This is a genomic window from Streptomyces sp. NPDC050564 (genome assembly GCF_044457265.1).
GTDB lineage: Bacteria > Actinomycetota > Actinomycetes > Streptomycetales > Streptomycetaceae > Streptomyces.
The window spans coordinates 505,860-524,883 of record NZ_JBITGS010000001.1 but is presented as its reverse complement, the minus strand read 5'-3'; the positions used below and the strand labels follow the sequence as shown (position 1 = coordinate 524,883).

General features: G+C 68.0%; 12 protein-coding genes. 9 read left to right on the top strand and 3 right to left on the bottom strand.

The features are described from left to right. The first annotated feature begins 56 nt into the window (after window positions 1–56). The 4 genes from mrdA (at window position 57) to ACIBK0_RS02275 (ending at window position 7,316) form a co-directional block, all read left to right on the top strand. Entirely contained in the window at window positions 57–2,318 is a 2,262-nt protein-coding gene (mrdA, locus tag ACIBK0_RS02290) for a penicillin-binding protein 2 (protein WP_399074639.1), read from the top strand. Next, window positions 2,315–3,514, top strand: a complete 1,200-nt coding sequence (rodA, locus tag ACIBK0_RS02285) for a rod shape-determining protein RodA (protein ID WP_399074637.1) — start codon at window positions 2,315–2,317, stop codon at window positions 3,512–3,514. The genes mrdA and rodA overlap by 4 nt, the downstream gene beginning before the upstream one ends. A gap of 243 nt (window positions 3,515–3,757) precedes the next feature. Beyond that, complete coding sequence (locus ACIBK0_RS02280; protein WP_399074635.1) at window positions 3,758–5,275, top strand: CHAD domain-containing protein; 1,518 nt, start codon at window positions 3,758–3,760, stop codon at window positions 5,273–5,275. A 70-nt stretch (window positions 5,276–5,345) separates the two neighbouring features. Beyond that, the gene (locus tag ACIBK0_RS02275) at window positions 5,346–7,316 is read left to right on the top strand and encodes a TIGR03960 family B12-binding radical SAM protein (protein WP_399074633.1); all 1,971 of its coding nucleotides are present in this window, start codon (window positions 5,346–5,348) and stop codon (window positions 7,314–7,316) included. A gap of 265 nt (window positions 7,317–7,581) precedes the next feature. Here ACIBK0_RS02275 and ACIBK0_RS02270 read toward each other — a convergent pair whose 3' ends face one another. Next, window positions 7,582–8,343 carry a BBE domain-containing protein gene (locus ACIBK0_RS02270; protein WP_399074631.1) on the bottom strand — a complete coding sequence of 254 codons (762 nt, stop codon included), beginning with the start codon at window positions 8,341–8,343 and terminating at the stop codon, window positions 7,582–7,584. 598 nt (window positions 8,344–8,941) lie between these two features. Here ACIBK0_RS02270 and ACIBK0_RS02265 point away from each other — a divergent pair. After that, on the top strand, window positions 8,942–9,451 hold the full coding sequence (locus tag ACIBK0_RS02265; protein ID WP_399074629.1) for a hypothetical protein: 510 nt from the start codon (window positions 8,942–8,944) through the stop codon (window positions 9,449–9,451). Between the two features lie 548 nt (window positions 9,452–9,999). Further along, on the top strand, window positions 10,000–11,526 hold the full coding sequence (locus ACIBK0_RS02260) for a serine hydrolase (protein WP_399074627.1): 1,527 nt from the start codon (window positions 10,000–10,002) through the stop codon (window positions 11,524–11,526). A gap of 191 nt (window positions 11,527–11,717) precedes the next feature. Here the strand turns inward: ACIBK0_RS02260 and ACIBK0_RS02255 are convergent, their stop codons facing one another. Then, window positions 11,718–12,413 (bottom strand): DUF899 domain-containing protein, encoded by a 696-nt coding sequence (locus tag ACIBK0_RS02255; RefSeq protein ID WP_399074625.1) that lies wholly within the window; start codon window positions 12,411–12,413, stop codon window positions 11,718–11,720. Between the two features lie 406 nt (window positions 12,414–12,819). On the opposite strand from ACIBK0_RS02255, the gene ACIBK0_RS02250 reads away from it, so the two are divergent. The 3 genes from ACIBK0_RS02250 (at window position 12,820) to ACIBK0_RS02240 (ending at window position 17,302) form a co-directional block, all read left to right on the top strand. Continuing rightward, entirely contained in the window at window positions 12,820–13,239 is a 420-nt protein-coding gene (locus ACIBK0_RS02250) for a YciI family protein (RefSeq protein ID WP_399074623.1), read from the top strand. Between the two features lie 5 nt (window positions 13,240–13,244). After that, complete coding sequence (locus ACIBK0_RS02245) at window positions 13,245–14,390, top strand: RNA polymerase sigma factor (RefSeq protein ID WP_399075122.1); 1,146 nt, start codon at window positions 13,245–13,247, stop codon at window positions 14,388–14,390. A gap of 377 nt (window positions 14,391–14,767) precedes the next feature. Further along, on the top strand, window positions 14,768–17,302 hold the full coding sequence (locus ACIBK0_RS02240; protein ID WP_399074621.1) for an amino acid permease: 2,535 nt from the start codon (window positions 14,768–14,770) through the stop codon (window positions 17,300–17,302). Window positions 17,303–17,557: 255 nt separating this feature from the next. On the opposite strand, the gene ACIBK0_RS02235 is transcribed toward ACIBK0_RS02240, so the two are convergent. After that, window positions 17,558–19,024 carry a DUF1254 domain-containing protein gene (locus tag ACIBK0_RS02235; protein ID WP_399074619.1) on the bottom strand — a complete coding sequence of 489 codons (1,467 nt, stop codon included), beginning with the start codon at window positions 19,022–19,024 and terminating at the stop codon, window positions 17,558–17,560.

The window sequence follows — 19,024 nt, the reverse complement described above, 5'->3', positions numbered from 1 at the left end:
GGTTCACCGTGTACTCGTATGTCTCGTACACACACTGAGAGGGGGAGGCAACAGCAGTGACCAACATCCCCGAGACCGGTCGGACCCCACGGGTCCAGATCCGACTCGTCGTCATCCAGATTCTCGTACTCTCCCTCCTCGGCACCCTCGGCGGACGCCTCTGGTATCTCCAGATCCGCAACGGCGACGAGTACGCCAAGGAAGCCTCCGGCAACCACGTCCAGCAGGTCGTGCAGCCCGCCGTGCGCGGCTCGATCCTCGACGCGCGCGGTGTGCCGATCGCCGACAACGAGACCCGGCTCGTGGTCTCCGCCTCCCGTACCGACCTGCTGAAGATGAAGGACGACGGCAAGGCCGTCCTCACCAAGCTCGCCGGGGTCCTGGGCATGAAGCCCCAGGAGGTCATGGAGAAGGTGCGCCTCTGCGACGCCAAGACGCCGCAGCCCTGCTGGAACGGCTCGCCGTACCAGCCGATCCCCATCACCGACGAGGCGACCACCCAGCAGGCCCTGCAGATCCGCGAGCGCTCCGAGGACTTCCCCGGCATCACCGCCGAGCCGGAGGCCGTACGCCGCTACGCCGCTCCCGGCAAGTCCAACACCGCGCAGGTCCTCGGCTACCTCTCGCCCGTCACCGACGACGAGATCACCAAGGCCAAGGACAGCAACTCGCCCTACCTCCGCTCCGACCAGGTCGGCCGCAACGGCCTGGAGCGCGCGTACGACAAGGAACTGCGCGGCAAGGCCGGCGTCACCCGCTACGAGGTCGACAACCTCGGCCGGGTCATCGGCAAGGCCGAGAGCGACGCAGCCGAGCCCGGCTCGAACCTGGTCACCAGCATCGACTCCCGGGTCCAGCGGGTCGCCGAGTACGAGCTGAACGAGGCGATGAAGAAGGCCCGCCAGCAGTACGACAAGATCACCAGTGAGTACTACAAGGCCGACTCCGGCGCTGTCGTGGTGATGGAGGCCAAGACCGGCCGGATCGTCGCCATGGCGTCCGCCCCGACCTACGACCCGAACGTCTGGGTCGGCGGCATCTCAGCCAAGGACTACAAGGCGCTCACCGGCAAGAACTCCGACTACCCGCTGCTCAACAGGGCCATACAGGGTCAGGCCGCGCCCGGTTCGACCTTCAAGGTGGTCTCCACGGCCGCCGCGGTCGAGGCCGGCTATGAGTGGGACGGCGGCTATCCGTGCACCAGCTCGTACTCGGTCGGCGGCCAGGTCTTCAAGAACTTCGAGGGTGAGAGCTTCGGCCCCATCTCGCTCGGCCGCGCCCTCGAGGTCTCCTGCGACACCGTTTTCTACGGCCTGGCCGACCGGGAGTGGAAGAAGGACGGCGGCATCAACCCGAAGAAGGGCCAGCCCAAGGACTACTTCTTCAAGGCCGCCCACCAGTTCGGCCTCGGCAAGGAGACCGGCATCGACCTGCCCAACGAGGTCACCGGCCGCATCCCCGACCGCCAGTGGAAGGAGAGCTACTGGAAGGCCAACAAGGACGCCTGGTGCAAGACCGGCAAGAAGAACGGCTCCTACGTCGAGAAGATCGCGTACGAGAACTGCCTCGAAGGCAACAAGATGCGCGAGGGTGACGAGATCAACTACTCGATCGGCCAGGGCGACACGCTCGTCACTCCGATCCAGGAGGCCGTGATCTACGGCGCCGTCGCCAACGGCGGCACCATGTACACCCCGACCATCGGCAAGGCGATCGTCAGCGCCGACGGAAAGAGCGTCCAGGAGATCAAGCCGAAGGCGAAGGGCAAACTGCCGGTCAACAAGACGACCATCAAGGGCATGGACGATGCCTTCGCCGGCGTCGTCACGCGCGGTACCGCCGCCTGGAAGTTCGGCGGCTGGCCGCAGAACCAGATCCCCTTGCACGCCAAGACCGGTACGGCCGAGGTCTACGGCAAGCAGACCACGTCCTGGCTGGCCACGTACTCCAAGGACTACACCGTCATCATGACGATCGCCCAGGCCGGTACGGGTTCGGGTGCCTCGGGTGAAGCCGTGCGCAACATCTACAGCGCCCTGTACGGCGTCGGCGCCGACGGCTCCATCGACAAGTCGAAGGCCCTTCTCCCCACCCCGCAGAAGGGCCTGCCGAAAATCCAGACGGACGGTTCGATCGACGCCCCGGCGATCTCCAAGGACCCGGTCAAGGACCTGCAGGCCAGCAAGACCGACGACTCCGGTACCACCGACCAGCAGTCGCCCGCGGGCACCACGCCCTCGCCCAGCGGGAGCAACCGCGACACCCGAAGGCGCACGGCCCGCCCGAAGAAGAGGCGGGGGATGAGGATCCTGACATGACCGGAGCGAACAACTTCTCCGTCTCCGGGTACGGACCCGAGCGCGCGGGCTGGACCCGCCTGTTCGCCCGCGACTCGCTCGCCCGCCGCCTCGACTGGCCGATACTCCTCTCGGCCATCGCGCTCTCGATGATCGGTTCGGCGCTCGTCTACTCGGCGACCCGCAACCGCACCGAGATCAACCAGGGCGATCCGTACTACTTCCTCATCCGCCATCTCATGAACACCGGCATCGGCTTCGGCCTGATGATCGGCACGATCTGGCTCGGCCACCGCACCCTGCGCACGGCCGTGCCGATCCTGTACGGCCTCTCGGTCTTCCTGATCCTGCTGGTGCTGACCCCGCTGGGCGCGACGGTCAACGGCGCGCACGCCTGGATCGTCCTGGGCGGCGGCTTTTCCCTGCAGCCGTCGGAGTTCGTGAAGATCACGATCATCCTCGGCATGGCCATGCTGCTGGCAGCGAGAGTCGACGCAGGTGACAAGCAGTACCCGGATCACCGCACGGTGCTGCAGTCCCTCGGCCTGGCCGCCGTCCCGATCATGATCGTGCTGCTCATGCCCGACCTCGGCTCGGTCATGGTCATGGTCATCATCATCCTGGGCGTACTCCTGGCGTCGGGGGCCTCCAACCGCTGGGTCTTCGGCCTGCTCGGCACAGGCGCTCTGGGCGCGATCGCCATCTGGCAGCTCCACATTCTGGACGAGTACCAGATCAACCGCTTCGCCGCCTTCGCCAACCCCGACCTCGACCCGGCCGGCGTCGGCTACAACACCAACCAGGCCCGCATCGCCATCGGCTCGGGGGGCCTCTTCGGCACGGGCCTCGGCCACGGCTCGCAGACGACGGGCCAGTTCGTCCCCGAGCAGCAGACGGACTTCGTCTTCACGGTCGCGGGCGAGGAGCTCGGCTTCGTGGGCGCGGGCCTGATCCTGGTCCTCCTGGGCGTGGTCCTGTGGCGCGCCTGCCGCATCGCCCGCGAGACCACCGAGCTCTACGGCACGATCGTCGCCGCCGGCATCATCGCCTGGTTCGCCTTCCAGTCCTTCGAGAACATCGGCATGACCCTCGGCATCATGCCGGTCGCGGGCCTCCCACTGCCCTTCGTCTCCTACGGCGGCTCGTCGATGTTCGCGGTGTGGGTGGCGGTGGGTTTGCTGCAGTCGATCAGGGTGCAGCGGCCCATGTCGGCGTAGACCTTCGGGGGGCGCCGGAGGCTTTTTCGCGCCCCCGCCGCCCTACGCGCCCCTTCAGGGGCGCGGGGAACTGCGCGACAAGCCCCCACCGGCCCGCACCAAAAGAAACAACCCAGGGGGTCTGGGGCGCAGCCCCAGAAGGATGGGACGGGTAGGGGCGGCGGGGGCGAAAACCGGTCTCCCCAGCAGTCCCGCAGAGCCCGGGCACTGCCATCCCGGCCCCGCGCGCACTAGATTCAGGTCATGGCGGACACAAAGCGCGAGATCGAGCGAAAGTACGAGGGTCCCCCAGCCGGCGAAGACGCGAGACTGCCGGACCTGACCGGCGTGTCCGGAGTCTCGGGTGTCATCGACAAGGGCGTGGCCCAGCTCGACGCCACCTACTACGACACCCCCGACCAGCGACTCGCCGCCGCCTCCCGCACCCTCCGCCACCGCACCGGCGGTGACGACGCGGGCTGGCACCTCAAACTCCCGGTGTCCGAGGGCGTACGGGACGAGATCCACGCCCCGCTCTCCGACGACCTGCCCCAGTCGCTGAAGGGCCTCGTACGCTCCCGCGTGCGCGACGCGGAACTCGTCCCCCTCGTACGCCTGCGGTCGACCCGCGACATCCGCCACCTCGTCGACGCCGACGGCGCCCTGCTCGCCGAGGTCAGCCTCGACCGCGTCCGCGCCGATCGGCTCAGCGGCGGCGAAGGCACCGCCGAGTGGACCGAGATCGAGGTGGAGCTCGCGGACGACGGCGACCCCGCGTTCCTCGACAAGGTCGAGAAGAAGCTCCGCAAGGCCGGGCTGAGCCCGTCCACGTCGCCGTCCAAGCTGGCCAGGGCACTGGCGGAGACCGGCGGCCCGACGCGGCACAAGACGATCGCGGAGCCGCCTGCGACCACCGCCGGGGACCACGTACTCGCGTACGTCCGTACCCAACGCGACGCCATAGTCGAACTCGACCCCGCGGTCCGCCTCGAGGTGGAGGACTCCGTGCACCGGATGCGCGTCGCCACCCGGCGGATGCGCAGCACGTTCCGCTCGTTCGGCAAGGTCATGGACCGTGCCGTCACCGATCCGATCGCCGATGAGCTGAAGTGGCTGGCCGGCGAGTTGGGCGTCGACCGGGATCAGGAGGTGCTCACCGAGCGGCTCACGGCGGCGCTCGACGAGCTGCCGCCCCCCTTGGTCGTCGGCCCGGTCCGTGACCGCGTGAACACCTGGTCCCGCGCCCGCCGCGGCGGCTCCAGGGACCGGCTGATCGCCGTACTGGACGGCAAGCGGTACCTGGACCTGCTCTCCGGGCTCGACACGCTTCTCGCGGAACCGCCGATGCGCAAGGCGGCCACGCACGATCCGGAGAAAGTGCTCGCCAAAGCCGTGGAGAAGGACTTGAAGAAAGTCTCCGCCCTGGTGGAACAGGCCCTCGACCTGCCGCCCGGCACCGACCGTGACCACGCGATGCACGAGGCCCGCAAGAAGGCCAAGCGCACCCGGTACGCGGCGGAGGCGGCGGCCCCCGCGCTGGGCAAGCCCGCCGAGTCCCTGGTCAAGTCGATGAAGTCGTTGCAGAGCCTGCTCGGCGAGCACCAGGACAGTGTGATGGGCCGAGACACCCTGCGCGAAGTCGCCGAGCAGGCGCATGCGACGGGGGAGAGCTCGTTCACGTACGGGGTGTTGTACGGGCGGGAGGAACAGCGGGCGGCCGCGGTCGAAGCACAGCTGCCCGAGGAGTGGGAAGCGGTCGAGGGCAAGGCTGCGGCGGTCTGACGGTGCGGCGGGCCCTTCCGGCCGCGTTAGGCTAGATGGTCACCCCCGTCAGCTCACGAAGGTTCGCGAGATGTCTGCCGAATCCGCTGTGTCGGTCTTCCCGCAGCTCGAAGCTCTGCTCCCGCATGTGCAGAAGCCGATCCAGTACGTCGGCGGAGAGCTCAACTCCACGGTCAAGCCCTGGGACACCTGTGATGTCCGCTGGGCGCTGATGTACCCCGACGCGTACGAGGTCGGGCTGCCCAACCAGGGCGTCATGATCCTCTACGAGGTACTCAACGAGCGCGAGGGCGTCCTCGCCGAGCGCACGTACAGCGTGTGGCCGGACCTGGAGGAGCTGATGCGCGAGCACCGGGTTCCCCAGTTCACGGTGGACAGCCACCGCCCGGTGAAGGCCTTCGACGTCTTCGGCCTGTCCTTCTCCACGGAGCTGGGCTACACGAACATGCTGGCGGCGCTCGACCTGGCCGGGATTCCCCTGGAGTCCAAGGACCGTACGCTCGACGACCCGATCGTGCTGGCCGGCGGCCACGCGGCCTTCAACCCCGAGCCGGTCGCCGACTTCATCGACGCGGCGATCATCGGCGACGGCGAGCAGGCCGTGCTCGACATGACCGAGATCATCCGCGCCTGGAAGGCCGAGGGCCGCCCGGGTGGTCGCGAAGAGATCCTCTTCCGCCTGGCCAAGACGGGCTCGATCTACGTCCCGGCCTTCTACGACGTCGAGTACCTCTCCGACGGCCGTATCGCCCGAGTCGTCCCGAACAAGTCGGGCGTCCCGTGGCGCGTGTCCAAGCACACGGTCATGGACCTCGACGAGTGGCCGTACCCCAAGCAGCCACTGGTCCCGCTGGCCGAGACGGTCCACGAGCGCATGTCGGTCGAGATCTTCCGCGGCTGCACGCGCGGCTGCCGCTTCTGCCAGGCGGGCATGATCACGCGCCCCGTGCGCGAGCGCTCGATCACCGGTATCGGCGACATGGTGGAGAAGGGCCTGAAGGCAACGGGCTTCGAGGAGGTGGGCCTCCTTTCGCTGTCGTCGGCCGACCACTCGGAGATCGGCGACATCGCCAAGGGCCTTGCGGACAGGTACGAGGAAGACAAGATCGGCCTCTCCCTCCCCTCCACCCGCGTGGACGCCTTCAACGTGGACCTGGCGAACGAGCTGACCCGCAACGGCCGCCGCTCGGGCCTGACGTTCGCGCCGGAGGGCGGCAGCGAGCGCATGCGCAAGGTCATCAACAAGATGGTCTCTGAGGAGGACCTGATCCGTACGGTCTCCACCGCCTACGGCAACGGCTGGCGCCAGGTGAAGCTGTACTTCATGTGCGGCTTGCCGACGGAGACCGACGAGGACGTCCTCCAGATCGCCGACATGGCGATGAACGTGATCGCCGAGGGCCGCAAGGTCTCCGGCCAGAACGACATCCGCTGCACGGTGTCGATCGGCGGCTTCGTCCCGAAGCCCCACACCCCCTTCCAGTGGGCCCCGCAGCTTTCGGCGGAGGAGACGGATGCCCGCCTGGAGAAACTGAGGGACAAGATCCGCGGCGACAAGAAGTACGGCCGCTCCATCGGCTTCCGCTACCACGACGGCAAGCCCGGCATCGTCGAGGGCCTGCTCTCCCGCGGCGACCGCCGCATCGGCTCCGTCATCCGCGCCGTCTACGAGGACGGCGGCCGCTTCGACGGCTGGCGCGAGCACTTCTCGTACGACCGCTGGATGGCCTGCGCCCAGAAGACCCTCCCCGCCTTCGGCGTGGACGTCGACTGGTACACGACCCGCGAGCGCACCTACGAGGAAGTCCTCCCCTGGGACCATCTCGACTCCGGTCTCGACAAGGACTGGCTCTGGGAGGACTGGCAGGACTCCCTCGACGAGACCGAGGTCGAGGACTGCCGCTGGACGCCGTGCTTCGACTGCGGTGTCTGCCCGCAGATGGACACGCACATCCAAATCGGCCCGACGGGCAAGAAGCTGCTGCCTCTGACGGTCAAGAACGCTGGTCCGACGCCCGCTGCGAGTGGTCACGCGCACTGAGGTGAGCGAGGCACTCGGTTCGGGTGGTAGACGCGCTGGCGGGGTGAGTGAGGCGGAGGTGGCTGCTGCGCTGGTTGCGGCCGACGGTTCGCCTCCGCGCCCGTCGGCGCGGTCGGTGTCCTCCCGGACGCCGCTGCCGGGCTGTGCAGACGCCTCGCAGATCGTCTCTGAGGTGGAGTGGGTCTGAGGTCGGTTTCAGGCTTGTGTGCGACTGCGTGACCGACTGAGGCCCCTCCCTGATCAGGGAGGGGCCTCAGTCGGTCGGTCAGCAGGACGCCGGCGGGATGCTCTGCTCGTACTGGAAGACGTTGTGCGGGTCGTACTTCGCCTTGATCTTGCGCAGTCGCTCGAAGTTGTCTCGCCAGTACGCGATTTCCCAGTCCTGCTGCCCGATGTTCGGCACGTTGACGTATGCGCCGTTCACGTAGGGCCGCAGCGCCTGGCTGAACTCGGCGATCCAGGCCTGGGCCTGCGGGGTGAGCGGGTCGCAGACGCCTGGCTCGTCTCCACGAGTCCCCCAGCCGGCGCCGGACTCGGAGTAGAAAATCGCGTCGCGATGCGCGAACGCGGCGCCGCCGCGGGGGCTCCTCCTGGCCGCCCCGCCGAAGGCCTGGGTGAAGAAGTTGCTGTCATCCGTCGGGGCGTCGTGCATGAACGAGGCGATCACGTCGATCGCTTCCTCCGGGAACGGCCTTCTGGTGAACTGCGAGAAGAACTTCCAGTTCGCGGGTTCGTCCTCGGTCGGAATCTGGAATCCCGCGTATACGTCGCCCCAGTTGCCTTCCTGCACCGAGATCTGGGGGTTGCCGACCGACAGGATCGGGGCCAGCAACTCCTTCGCCTCCTCCGGCGATCCTTCGGCGAGAACCGCGAACAGCAGGATCTGGGGTTTGTGGATCTCGAGCTGGGTTCCGAGGCGGTCTTCGGCGACCGGAGCCGTACGCTGCCATGCGTCGAAGACTCCATGCAGGTCCCCGAGGCCGTCCCACGTCGCCTGCAGATAGGTGACGCCCTTCAGCGGAGCCACTTTGTACGTGAGTGATGTGACGATCCCGAAGTTTCCGTTTTATGGGCGATTTCCGGGAAGCGCAGAGTAACAAGGGTGACCAGGGCGGTGTTGCCCGACACGCTAATTGAGGACGATGGCGACTTGTTGAAGGATGATGTATGCGGGTGGGCATGAATTAGCCCAGCCGAATGGATCCGGCGACGCGTGATGTTTATATTGTTGGTATGTCGGTAATCGGAGCTGCCCGGTAAAGACCGTCGAACACCTCGCGGTCGGCGTTAGGGATGCAATGTTCGTACCGCCGATAATTCGGGACGTGTCAACGTCTGCATTCGAAAAGTGACTCAGGAAAAAATGGGCAGCGCCTCGTCGCGATGCCATTTTTCGATGGGCGGACGTGAGTGGCTCGCGTGGACACGCACTTCCCAATCACCGTAGTCGGCCGACGACGCGTCCGTTTCGGCACCGCCCGTAGGCCGCTTCAGTCACCTGTAGCGGCCATTGGATGGATCTACGACCGCGTCGCTGTTACGACCGCCTCGTGGCAGGAGATCGTTCGTGGCGGAGCGCGCATACGCCGCTCCTCTGCCTCACACCTTCTATTAAGGAGGCGTACATGCGAATGCGGCGTACTTTCACCGCGCTCGCGACGATGCTGGCCCTCGGGGTCGGCATCCCGTCAGCCATCGCCGATAGCCCACACTTTGTCGGCAATCTAGGGTGCGACACCGACAACCTGAACACCGTTGGCCTGGTTTGCAGCGGCAAGGTGGCCGGACTGGGCAGCACCACCACCTTTGTCTTCCTGACGGCGGACTCGGTGACGGCCACCTTCGAGTGCGTCAACAAGGGTGGCAACGTCGCGCCTGGTCAGCCCGTCGTTGAGGAAGACGTGACTGGCCCGGTCAGCACTTTCCCCAACCCTCGCAACGGCCAGATCACCTTCAGCGTGTCGATCCCTCCGCCGCCCCCTCCGAACCCGCGCGACGCATGCCCCAATGGCAACTGGACGGTGCGCCAGACCGGGCTGAACTTCGTGAACGTCGTGCTGCACGTCCAGCAGCCCCCGGGGACGCCGCCGGATGCGACTGAAGTCCTGACGCATGAATTCGGCAACCTTCCGTAACCCTGTCCTTCAAGGCAACCTAAGAGAGCCGCACTCGCGGCTCTCTTAGGTTGTTGCCGCGGCTGGGCGTCGTATTACGCCACTCCATCGACCTCGGGACCGCTCCGTCCGCTTCCGCATCAATCTCGTGCAGGAGCAGGGTCGTGATCGACCTCAACTCGTTGGAGTCAACGCCGCATCCGGGTCAGCTCCGCCAGGTCACCATGCTCCACCGTCAGGTGTGCCGGAGGCATGGACTCGTGCGCCACATCCCCACGTCTCTTAACCCCAATCGGTCGGTATGACCGGTTCCCGCCGGTTGGCGGTTGTGATGCCCGCCCGCCGGTACCCGTTCCTCACCCACTTGGCGATGCCCGAGTGCCGCGGTCCGCCGCTGCGGCGAGTATGGAACGGGCGCCGGGCGTGCCCCTGAGGGCTCTTGAGCGCGAGGTATCCGGATCATGGCGAATCGGAGTCGCAGGAGAAGGCCGCGTCGGCAGGCCCTGGTGGGCGGCGCTGCAGTGGTGTACCTGGGTGTGCTCGGGGTCGTCCTGTCGGGGTGTGTCGGCATGGACGCCGCTGCCAGCAGTCCGTCCGCAGGTGCATCGCTCGCCCCCACGCCGCCGAAGCAACCGCCGCCTCAGTTGACGCAGGCGCAGGTGAAGGCCGCTGTGGGCCGACTCGACGGCTTGGTGGGGAACGCGATGCGGCAGACCGGGGTGCCGGGGGTCGCCGTGGGCGTCGTCTACCGGGACAAGGTCGTGTACGAGAAGGGCTTCGGCGTCCGTGAGCTGGGCAAGAGCGACAAGGTCGACCCCGAAACGGTCTTCCAGCTGGCGTCGCTGTCCAAGCCGCTGTCGTCCACCGTCGTCTCCGGGGCCGTAGGGCGCAAGGTGGTCGGCTGGGATGATCGGACAGTCGTCCATGATCCGGGCTTCGCGCTCAAAAACCCGTACGTGAGCGCGAACGTGACGGTCGCGGACCTGTTCTCGCACCGCAGTGGACTGCCCGACCATGCTGGTGACCTGCTCGAGGACCTGGGTTACCAGGGCGACTACATTTTGCAGCACCTGCGGCTGGAGCCGCTGGCTCCCTTCCGCGCAAGCTATGCCTACACCAACTACGGCTTCACCGAGGCGGGGGTGGCGGTGGCCGATGCGGCGAAAACGAGCTGGCCGCAGCTGGCAGCGAACACGCTGTTCAAGCCCCTGGGGATGGATCACTCCAGCTACCGGCGCGCCGACTACGACAAGGCCGCCGACAAAGCGTCGGCCCACGTCGAGGTCAACGGCCGCTGGAAGCCCTCCACCACTGAGAACGCCGACAGCCAGGCGCCCGCGGGCGGTGCGAGTTCGAGTATCGACGACCTCACCCAGTGGATGCGCCTGCAACTGGACAACGGCGCGTTCAACGGGAAACAGCTGGTCGACCCGGCGGCCCTGGACCAGACCCGCATCCCACACTCTGTCGCAATGGACCCGCTCGCCCCGGCAGGTGAGCCAGGCTTTTATGGGCTCGGCTGGAACGTCAGGTACGACGAGCACGGACGGCTGCGCTTGAACCATTCCGGCGCCTTCGACCTGGGCGCCGCAACCGAGGTCACGCTACTGCCCAGCGAACGGCTCGGCATCGTAGTGCTGACGAACGGACAACCCATCGGCGTACCCGAGGCGGTAGCCGCCGCGTTCTTCGACATCGCCCAAAATGGAAAGCAGACAGTTGACTGGCTGGCCTTCTTCAGGAAAGTGGTGCAGGCCGCCGCCTACACGGGCATCTCGCCGACGAACTACGCCAAGCCGCCCGCCAACGCCACTCCGGCCAAGGCCGACGACGTCTATACGGGCACCTATGCGAACGAGTACTACGGGCCGGTCACGGTTATCAGTGACAACAGCGGAAATTTGAGCATGACGCTGGGACCGCAAAAGATGTCGTTCCCCTTGAGGCACTACACGGGTGACACTTTCAGCTACCAGACACAGGGCGAGAACGCCGTCGGCCTGTCCGGTGTCACTTTCCACCTCCGCTCCGGCAAGGCCACGAGCGTCACCATCGAGCACCTCAACGCCAACGGACTGGGCACCTTCAGCCGTTGAGGACCCCGCCCGGAACAGAGCCGGATCAGGACGGATCTCGGCGGCCAGAGCATCAGCGCACATCAGGGAGTCCCCGGGGTGGCATTGCTGACTCTGACGGTCAAGAACGCAGGTCCGACGCCGGCTTCGAGTGGGCACGCGCACTGAGGTGGGCGAGGCGCTCGAAGGACGCTCACCGGGCCGTGATCGGTTCAGCCACCGCCAGAGCCCGAGCCGTAGAGCGCAGCGATGTCCTTGGACGTCGCCCACCGGCTGTAGGTGGGGGACTGAGGCCAGCCCTCGGGCGAGTCCTGCCATTCCTCCTGCCGTCCGTACGGCAGGACATCGATCAGCGCGAAGGTGTGACTGAGCTGCTCGGTACCCCGACCGTTGGTGTGCCAGGTGCGATAGACGGTGTCGCCGTCGCGCAGGAACACGTTGACCGCGAATCCTCCGCCGGGCGATGCGTCGACGTCGGCCCCGAATGAGCTGTTGGCAGTCGAGTACCACGGCATCCGGTTGCCGACCCGCCGCTTGTAGGCGAGCGCCTCTTTGATCGGGCCCTGGGTGACGATGACGAATCGCGCGTCGTAGTTGTCCAGGAACTCCAGGCGGGTGTACTGCGAGGTGAAGCCCGTGCAGCCCGGGCACTGCCATTCCTGGCCGGCGAACCACATGTGGTTGTAGACGATCAGTTGCCTCTTGCCTTCGAAGACGTCCGCCAGCCGAACGGGGCCGTCCTCGCCCTCGAGGGAGTAGTCGGGCATCTCGACCATCGGTAGGCGACGACGCTCGGCGGCGATGGCGTCAAGCTCCCGCGTCGCGGCCTTCTCCCGGGCACGCAGTGTCTCGAGCCGGCGCTCCCAAGTTGCGGCGTCGACGACGGGTGGTAGTACGTAGGTGGTCATGGTCCCCTCACAGAGCTCACGCGCAGCTTTCCCTTGTGCAGAGGTAGACCCCACCGGGCTCCGGAACTCATCGGTCGCAAGCCGACGAGGCGGCGGCGGACCCGATGGAGTGGGTCGTCCTTGTGCCCACGGCGTCTGCACCCGCACCGGCGTGCTGGAGGATGGGGCATCGGGCAAGGCCTGGACGTGCCGGCCGTGGCCCTTGGAAGGCCTCGTTCCGTTGGACGACCTCGTTCCGTTTCGTCCTCGCGCCACGCCGTGGACCCGGACACCACGAGACGGCTCACCCGGGCTCATCGACGAGAGCCAAAAAAGTTCGGACGGCGGTGTCGAGAAGCCGTGACTGGCTCCGTCCCGGGGGTGAAGGTGACCAAGATGGGTCGCACCAGCACCGAGGAGTAACACCATGGCCAAGTACTTGCTGCTCAAGCACTACCGCGGCGCTCCGGCTCCGGCCAACGACGTGTCCATGGACCAGTGGACGCCGGAGGAGATCTCGGCCCACGTGCAGTACATGAACGACTTCGCGGCCCGGCTCGAGGAGACCGGCGAGTTCGTCGACGGTCAGGCACTGGCCCCCGAGGGCACGTGGGTCCGGTACGACGGTGAGGGGCGCCCGCCGGTCACCGACGGGCCGTTCGCCGAGACCAAGGACCTCATCGCCGGCTGGATGGTGATCGACGTCGACAGCTACGAGCGCGCCGTCGAGCTGGCCGGGGAGCTGTCGGCCGCCCCCGGCGCGGGCGGGAAGCCGATCCACGAGTGGCTCGAGCTGCGCCCGTTCCTGGCTGCGTCGCCCACCATCACGGAGTGCACTTTCAAGTGACCCGGATCAACGAGGCCCTGCTGAGAAGCCTCACGCCGAGTGTGCTCGGCGTCCTCGTCCGCCGCGGAGCCGACTTCGCGACGGCCGAGGACGCCGTACAGGACGCGCTGGTCGAGGCGGTCCGCGTCTGGCCGGACGATCCGCCGCGGGACGCGAAGGGCTGGCTGGTCACCGTGGCCTGGCGCAAGTTCCTCGACGTGACCCGCGCGGACGTCGCCCGCCGCAGGCGAGAGGACCGCGTCGACGAGGAGCCGGCGCCCGGCCCCGCGTCCGGGGCGGACGACACGCTCCAGCTCTACTTCCTGTGCGCCCACCCGTCGCTCACGCCGTCCTCCGCGGTCGCGCTTACGCTGCGCGCGGTCGGCGGGCTGACCACCCGCCAGATCGCCCAGGCCTACCTGGTACCCGAGGCGACCATGGCGCAGCGCATCAGCCGGGCCAAGCGCACCGTCTCCGGCGTGCGGTTCGACCAGCCCGGCGACGTCGCCACCGTGCTGCGCGTCCTCTACCTCGTCTTCAACGAGGGCTACTCCGGCGACGTCGACCTCGCGGCCGAGGCCATCCGGCTCACCCGGCAGCTCGCCACCGCGATCGACCACCCCGAGGTGGCGGGGCTGCTCGCCCTCATGCTGCTCCACCACGCCCGGCGCGCCGCCCGCACCGCGCCCGACGGCAGCCTGGTGCCGCTCGCCGAGCAGGACCGCGGCCGGTGGGAGACAGCCGCGATTGCCGAGGGCGTCGAAATCCTGCAGGCGGCCCTCGGCCGCGACCGGCTGGGCGACTTCCAGGCCCAGGCTGCCATCGCGGCACTCCACGCCGACGCGCGCACCGCCGAGGAGACCGACTGGGTGCAGATCGTCGAGTGGTACGACGAGCTCGCACGCCTGACCGACAGCCCGGTCGTCCGGCTCAACCGCGCAGTGGCCGTCGGTGAGGCCGACGGACCGCGCGCCGGACTGGCGGCGCTCGCGGCGCTGGACGACTCACTGCCCCGCCACGCCGCGGCAGCGGCGTACCTCCACGAGCGCGACGGTGACCTGGCGACGGCGGCACGGCTGTACGCGGAGGCGGCCCACAAGGCACCCAACCTCGCCGAGCGCGACCACCTGACGCGCCAGGCCGCCCGGCTCAACGCCCGCGGGCGTCGCTGACGGGCCGCGCTCGGATTTTCCGCAGGCTTGGCGCGGCCCCGTGGCCTCAGCGGTCGCCTCACAGTTGAGGTGGGTGACGCGCTCGATCAGGTGATGGAAGCCCTGGTCATGTGACCCGTCTGAGCCCCTTCCTGATGCGGAGGGGGCTCAGTGGTGTGCGGCGACTTCAAGGCGAGTCGGTGTGCGGTGGGCGCACTCGGAGACGACTGAGCACCTTCTGTGACCGGTGGCATTCGTGCTGCCCCTGCGCTGTTGCGGAGGGAAGCGGCCCGGCGTTGGAATCAAGTGTGAGGCACTTTGGCGGCACCGAGTCCGCCGGCCGCCCCGCCCCCGGGACGGGGGCCGGCCGGAAGGGGCTCAAGAGCAACGCCCTGGGCATGTTTTCCTCGGTGGTCATGGGCCTGGCCTCCACCGGCCCGGCGTACAGCGTCGCCGCCACGCTGGGCATCATCGTGGCCGGGGTCGGACTGCAGGCCCCGATCGTCACCATGCTGGCCTTCATCCCGATGCTGCTGGTCGCGTACGCCTTCCGGGAGCTCAACGCGAGCAACGCCGACTGCGGGACCACCTTCACCTGGGCCACCCGCGCCTTCGGGCCGCGCACCGGCTGGATGGGCGGCTGGGGCATCGTCGTCGCCGACATCATCGTCATGGTGAACCTCGCCGAGATCGCCGGTGTCTACGGCTTCCGGCTGGTGGGCCTGGACGAACTGGGGGAGAGCCGCCTGTGGACCACCGTGGCGGGCATCGTCTGGATCGCCGTGCTGACCGCGATCTGCTACGTCGGCATCGAGCTCTCCGCGGCCGTGCAGCGCTGGCTGCTGTGCCTGGAAGTGCTGATGCTGATCCTGTTCGCCGTCGCCGCGCTGGTCAGGGTCTACAGCAGTCCTCCCGCGACGGCGATCCACGTCTCCGCCTCCTGGTTCAACCCCTTCGAGGTGTCCTCGGCACGGGCCCTGACCTCGGGCGTCCTCGCGGGCGTCTTCCTCTACTGGGGATGGGACACCGCCTTCGCGGTCAACGAGGAGACCGTCGACAGCAAGCGCATCCCCGGGCGCGCCGCAGTCCTCGCCACCGTGCTGCTCCTGGTCATGTACGGGCTGGTGTCCACGTCGGCGCAGGCGTTCGCGGGCGTCGGCACCTCGGGCATCGGCCTCGGCAACCCGAACAACTCGGACGACGTGTTCTCCGGGCTGGGCGATGCCGTGTTCGGGAGCCACGAGACGGGGCTGGTCCTGTCGAGACTGCTGATCCTGATGGTGCTGACCTCGGCGCTGGCCTCCGCCCAGACCACCATCCTGCCCCTGGCCAGGACGGTCTTCTCCATGGCGGTCCACAAGGCCCTCCCCGCCCGGTTCGCCCGGATCCACCGCAGGTTTCTCACCCCGACCTGGGGGACCATCGGCATGGGAGCGGTCTCGATCGCCCTGCTGGTCCTGCTGACGTCGTTCAGCCAGAACATCGTGGCCGACTCGATCGACTCGGTCGGGCTCGCGATCGCGTTCCAGTACGGAGTGACCGGTTTCGCCTGCCTCTGGTACTACCGCAAGGTCCTCACCCGCAGCGTCAGGGACATGGTCTTCAAGGGCGTGTTCCCGGCGCTCGGCGGGCTCATCATGCTCCTGCTGTTCGTGTATGCCACCTTCGTCGTCTACGCGAACCCGCGGTACGGCTCGACCAGCGTCGACCTGCCACTGATCGGGCCGACCGGCGGGGTCACCGTCCTGGGCCTGGGCGCCCTGCTGCTCGGTTTCCTGCTGATGCCGGTGGTCACCCGTGGCCACACCGTCGCCCTCAAACTCCAGCGGAGCCTGCTTCCGCGCCACCTGCCGCCGCACGCCGCCGTCGACTCGGCGAGTCGCTATCTGCCCGCCGACAGCGGGTCCGGGGTGGGCGGCGACTGGTACGACCTCATCCCCCTGTCGGGCACCCGGGTCGGCCTGGTCGTCGGGGACGTGCTCGGTCACGGCCTGCGCGCCGCGGCCACCATGGGACGCTTGCGCACGGGCGTGCGCGTCCTGGCCCGGTTGGACCTGAGCCCGGACGAGCTCCTGTCCCGCCTGGACGACCTGGTCGAGCAGACCGCGCACGAGCGCGGGACGGGCCACCGGCGGCCGCAGGCCGACGCGGCGCTGGGCGTGACCTGCCTGTACGCGGTGTACAACCCCGTCTCGGGGAAGTGCAGCCTGGCACGGGCCGGGGAGTCGGTGCTGGCGGTCGTCGAACCGCACACGGGCGTCGTCGACTATCCGGAGCTGCCGCCCGGACAGCCGCTGGGAATCGGTGGGCTGCCCTACCAGAGCACGGAACTGGAGCTCGCGCCGGGCAGTCTCGTCGCCCTCTTCACGGGCGGCCTCCTCCAGGCAGCCGACGGCCGTGACGCCGGGCTCGCGCAGCTGTCCGATGTCCTCGCCGGCGACGGAAGGTCCCTGGAAGACCTGTGCGACCGGGCGGTGACCACCCTGCTGCCCGGGGCGGTGGACGAGGACGCGACGCTGCTCGTGGCCCGCACACGCCTGCTGGACCGGAACCAGTTCACCCAGTGGGAACTGCCCCCGGACCCGGCGGCGGTGGCCACCATCCGCGCCGCCGTCAGCAAGCAGCTCCGCGACTGGGGGCTGGACGACCTGACGTTCACCAGCGAGCTCATCGTCAGCGAACTGGTCACCAACTCCATCCGCTACGTCGGCGGCTCGACCCAGGTACGCCTGATCCGCGACCGGACGCTGATCTGTGAAGTCTCCGACACCGGCCACACGGCGCCCAATCTGCGGTACGCCGCGAGCGATGACGAGGGAGGCCGGGGCCTGTTCATCATCGCCCAGATGACCCACCACTGGGGCACGCGCTACACCCCCACCGGCAAGACCATCTGGACCGAGCAGGACCTGCCGCGGGCGGACGGCCATTAGCACCTGCCGAGATCCGAACAGGCCGCGGCCTGGCCGCCGTCAGGAGCGCAGTCCGGAACGAGTGCAACCCTGGTGCGCCAGTGAGCGGGGCAGGGCGGCCGGCCTCTCGGTCTGCTGCTGACCCGCCAACCTCCCGTAGGGACGGGAGACTTCGTGGAGCAACGGCAGCAAGGCGGAAGCTCTGCGACAACGCGCCTCTTGGGACGGCCGGTAGGCCGGGGACCCCGAACGTCAGGGCGCGATCATCGAGAGGCGTCAGCCGACGCGGTGGAGCGGAGGGCACTCCCAGGTGGCGTCGACCACCTCGGAACGGGGCCGGTACAAGCGCAGGACCACGAACCAGGCGCCCTCCTGAGCAGTGGGCAGCCAGTTGGATTCCTTGTCCTCATCCGACGGCTTGCGCTGGAGGTAGATGGTCAGCGCCCCGTCGGCGGCCTGCTTCAGGCCTGGGGTGCGGTCGCCGATGGAGTAGCGGTCGGCGAGGTTGGGGATCAGGTTCATGTCCTCCCCGTAGGCCGTGAGCGACCAGAAGGCGTCGACCGGTGGCAACTCGTCCGTCTCGAAGTGCAGTTCGTAGTGGCCGCCGGCGGTCAGCTTGTTGCCGTCCGAGTCGTCGAAGTTGACGAGATACACCGCCTCGGCAGGGTCGTTGGCGGTGATCCCCACCAGCGATTGGTCGGCGGCGCGCTTGAGGAAGTCGTCGCCGAAGCGCCCCATCTCCGGGGGCGGGTAGCGCCAGCCGTGGACGAGATGCGCCCAGTCGCCGCTGAGAATCTGCTGTTTGAGCATGGGCACTCCGACAGCGGCCGCCCGGATCAGGCTCCTTTTGACCACGTCGGGTTGGGCCTCCACATCCAGACCGGGCCCCACGCCGATCTGCGCGAACTGCTTGAGCAGGATCTCGTGGTGAGCCGGTGGAGGATTCTCGGCCAGCATGGCGTTCAGCGTCTTCCATGGCCCCAGCGGATCGTCCTCGGCCCTGATCGGCTTGAGTACGTCACGGTTTTCCGGGACCTTCGCATCCGGCTTGCCGAACAGGCTCAGCGGGGTCAGCCGGTACTCCTCCTGCAACGCCCGTACGTTCGCCACGTCGTTCGTGGCGCTCACCAAAGTGCGACCCAGGATCAGGATCCACGGGCTGGGCGCGGTCTTGAGGGGCTGCACGTCGGGCGGGAGGTCTCCGCTCCACCCCGGACCGGTCAAGGCGAAGTTCCCGGCTGCGGAGCCGGTCGTGCGCTGGCCGACGTAGTCGAAATTGTCCGAGGTGATCCCTATCAGCTCGAAGGCGAAATAGCGATCGCCCATGTCCGGGTGGGAGAGGATGACGGGCTCGTCACCGAGGTTCACCCAGGCGACCGAGTACAAGGTGTCGTTGTTGGGGCACCCACCGTCGCGGTAGGACGCGTCGAGCAGGCGCTCGGCGTGCCAGAAATGGTTGACCGGGGCGTACGGCACCGTCGCCGGGTTTCGCGGCTGTGTCACCCAGTCGTACCGCAGCTGCGCGTTGTAGATGTAGGGGAACCCGTAGACGAACGCCTGCTCGCCGAGGGTGTAGGCGTACTCGCCGCGCCAGTCGCCGACCCGTCCCGTGATGATCGGACCTACGGCCTGGCGCAGCGTGGGAAAGATCTGCGGCAGACGGCGAGCGCGCTCGATGGTGGCCCTGGGATGCCGAACCGCCTGTCCGGCCGCACGTGCCACGTTGACCGCGGTTTCCGCCAC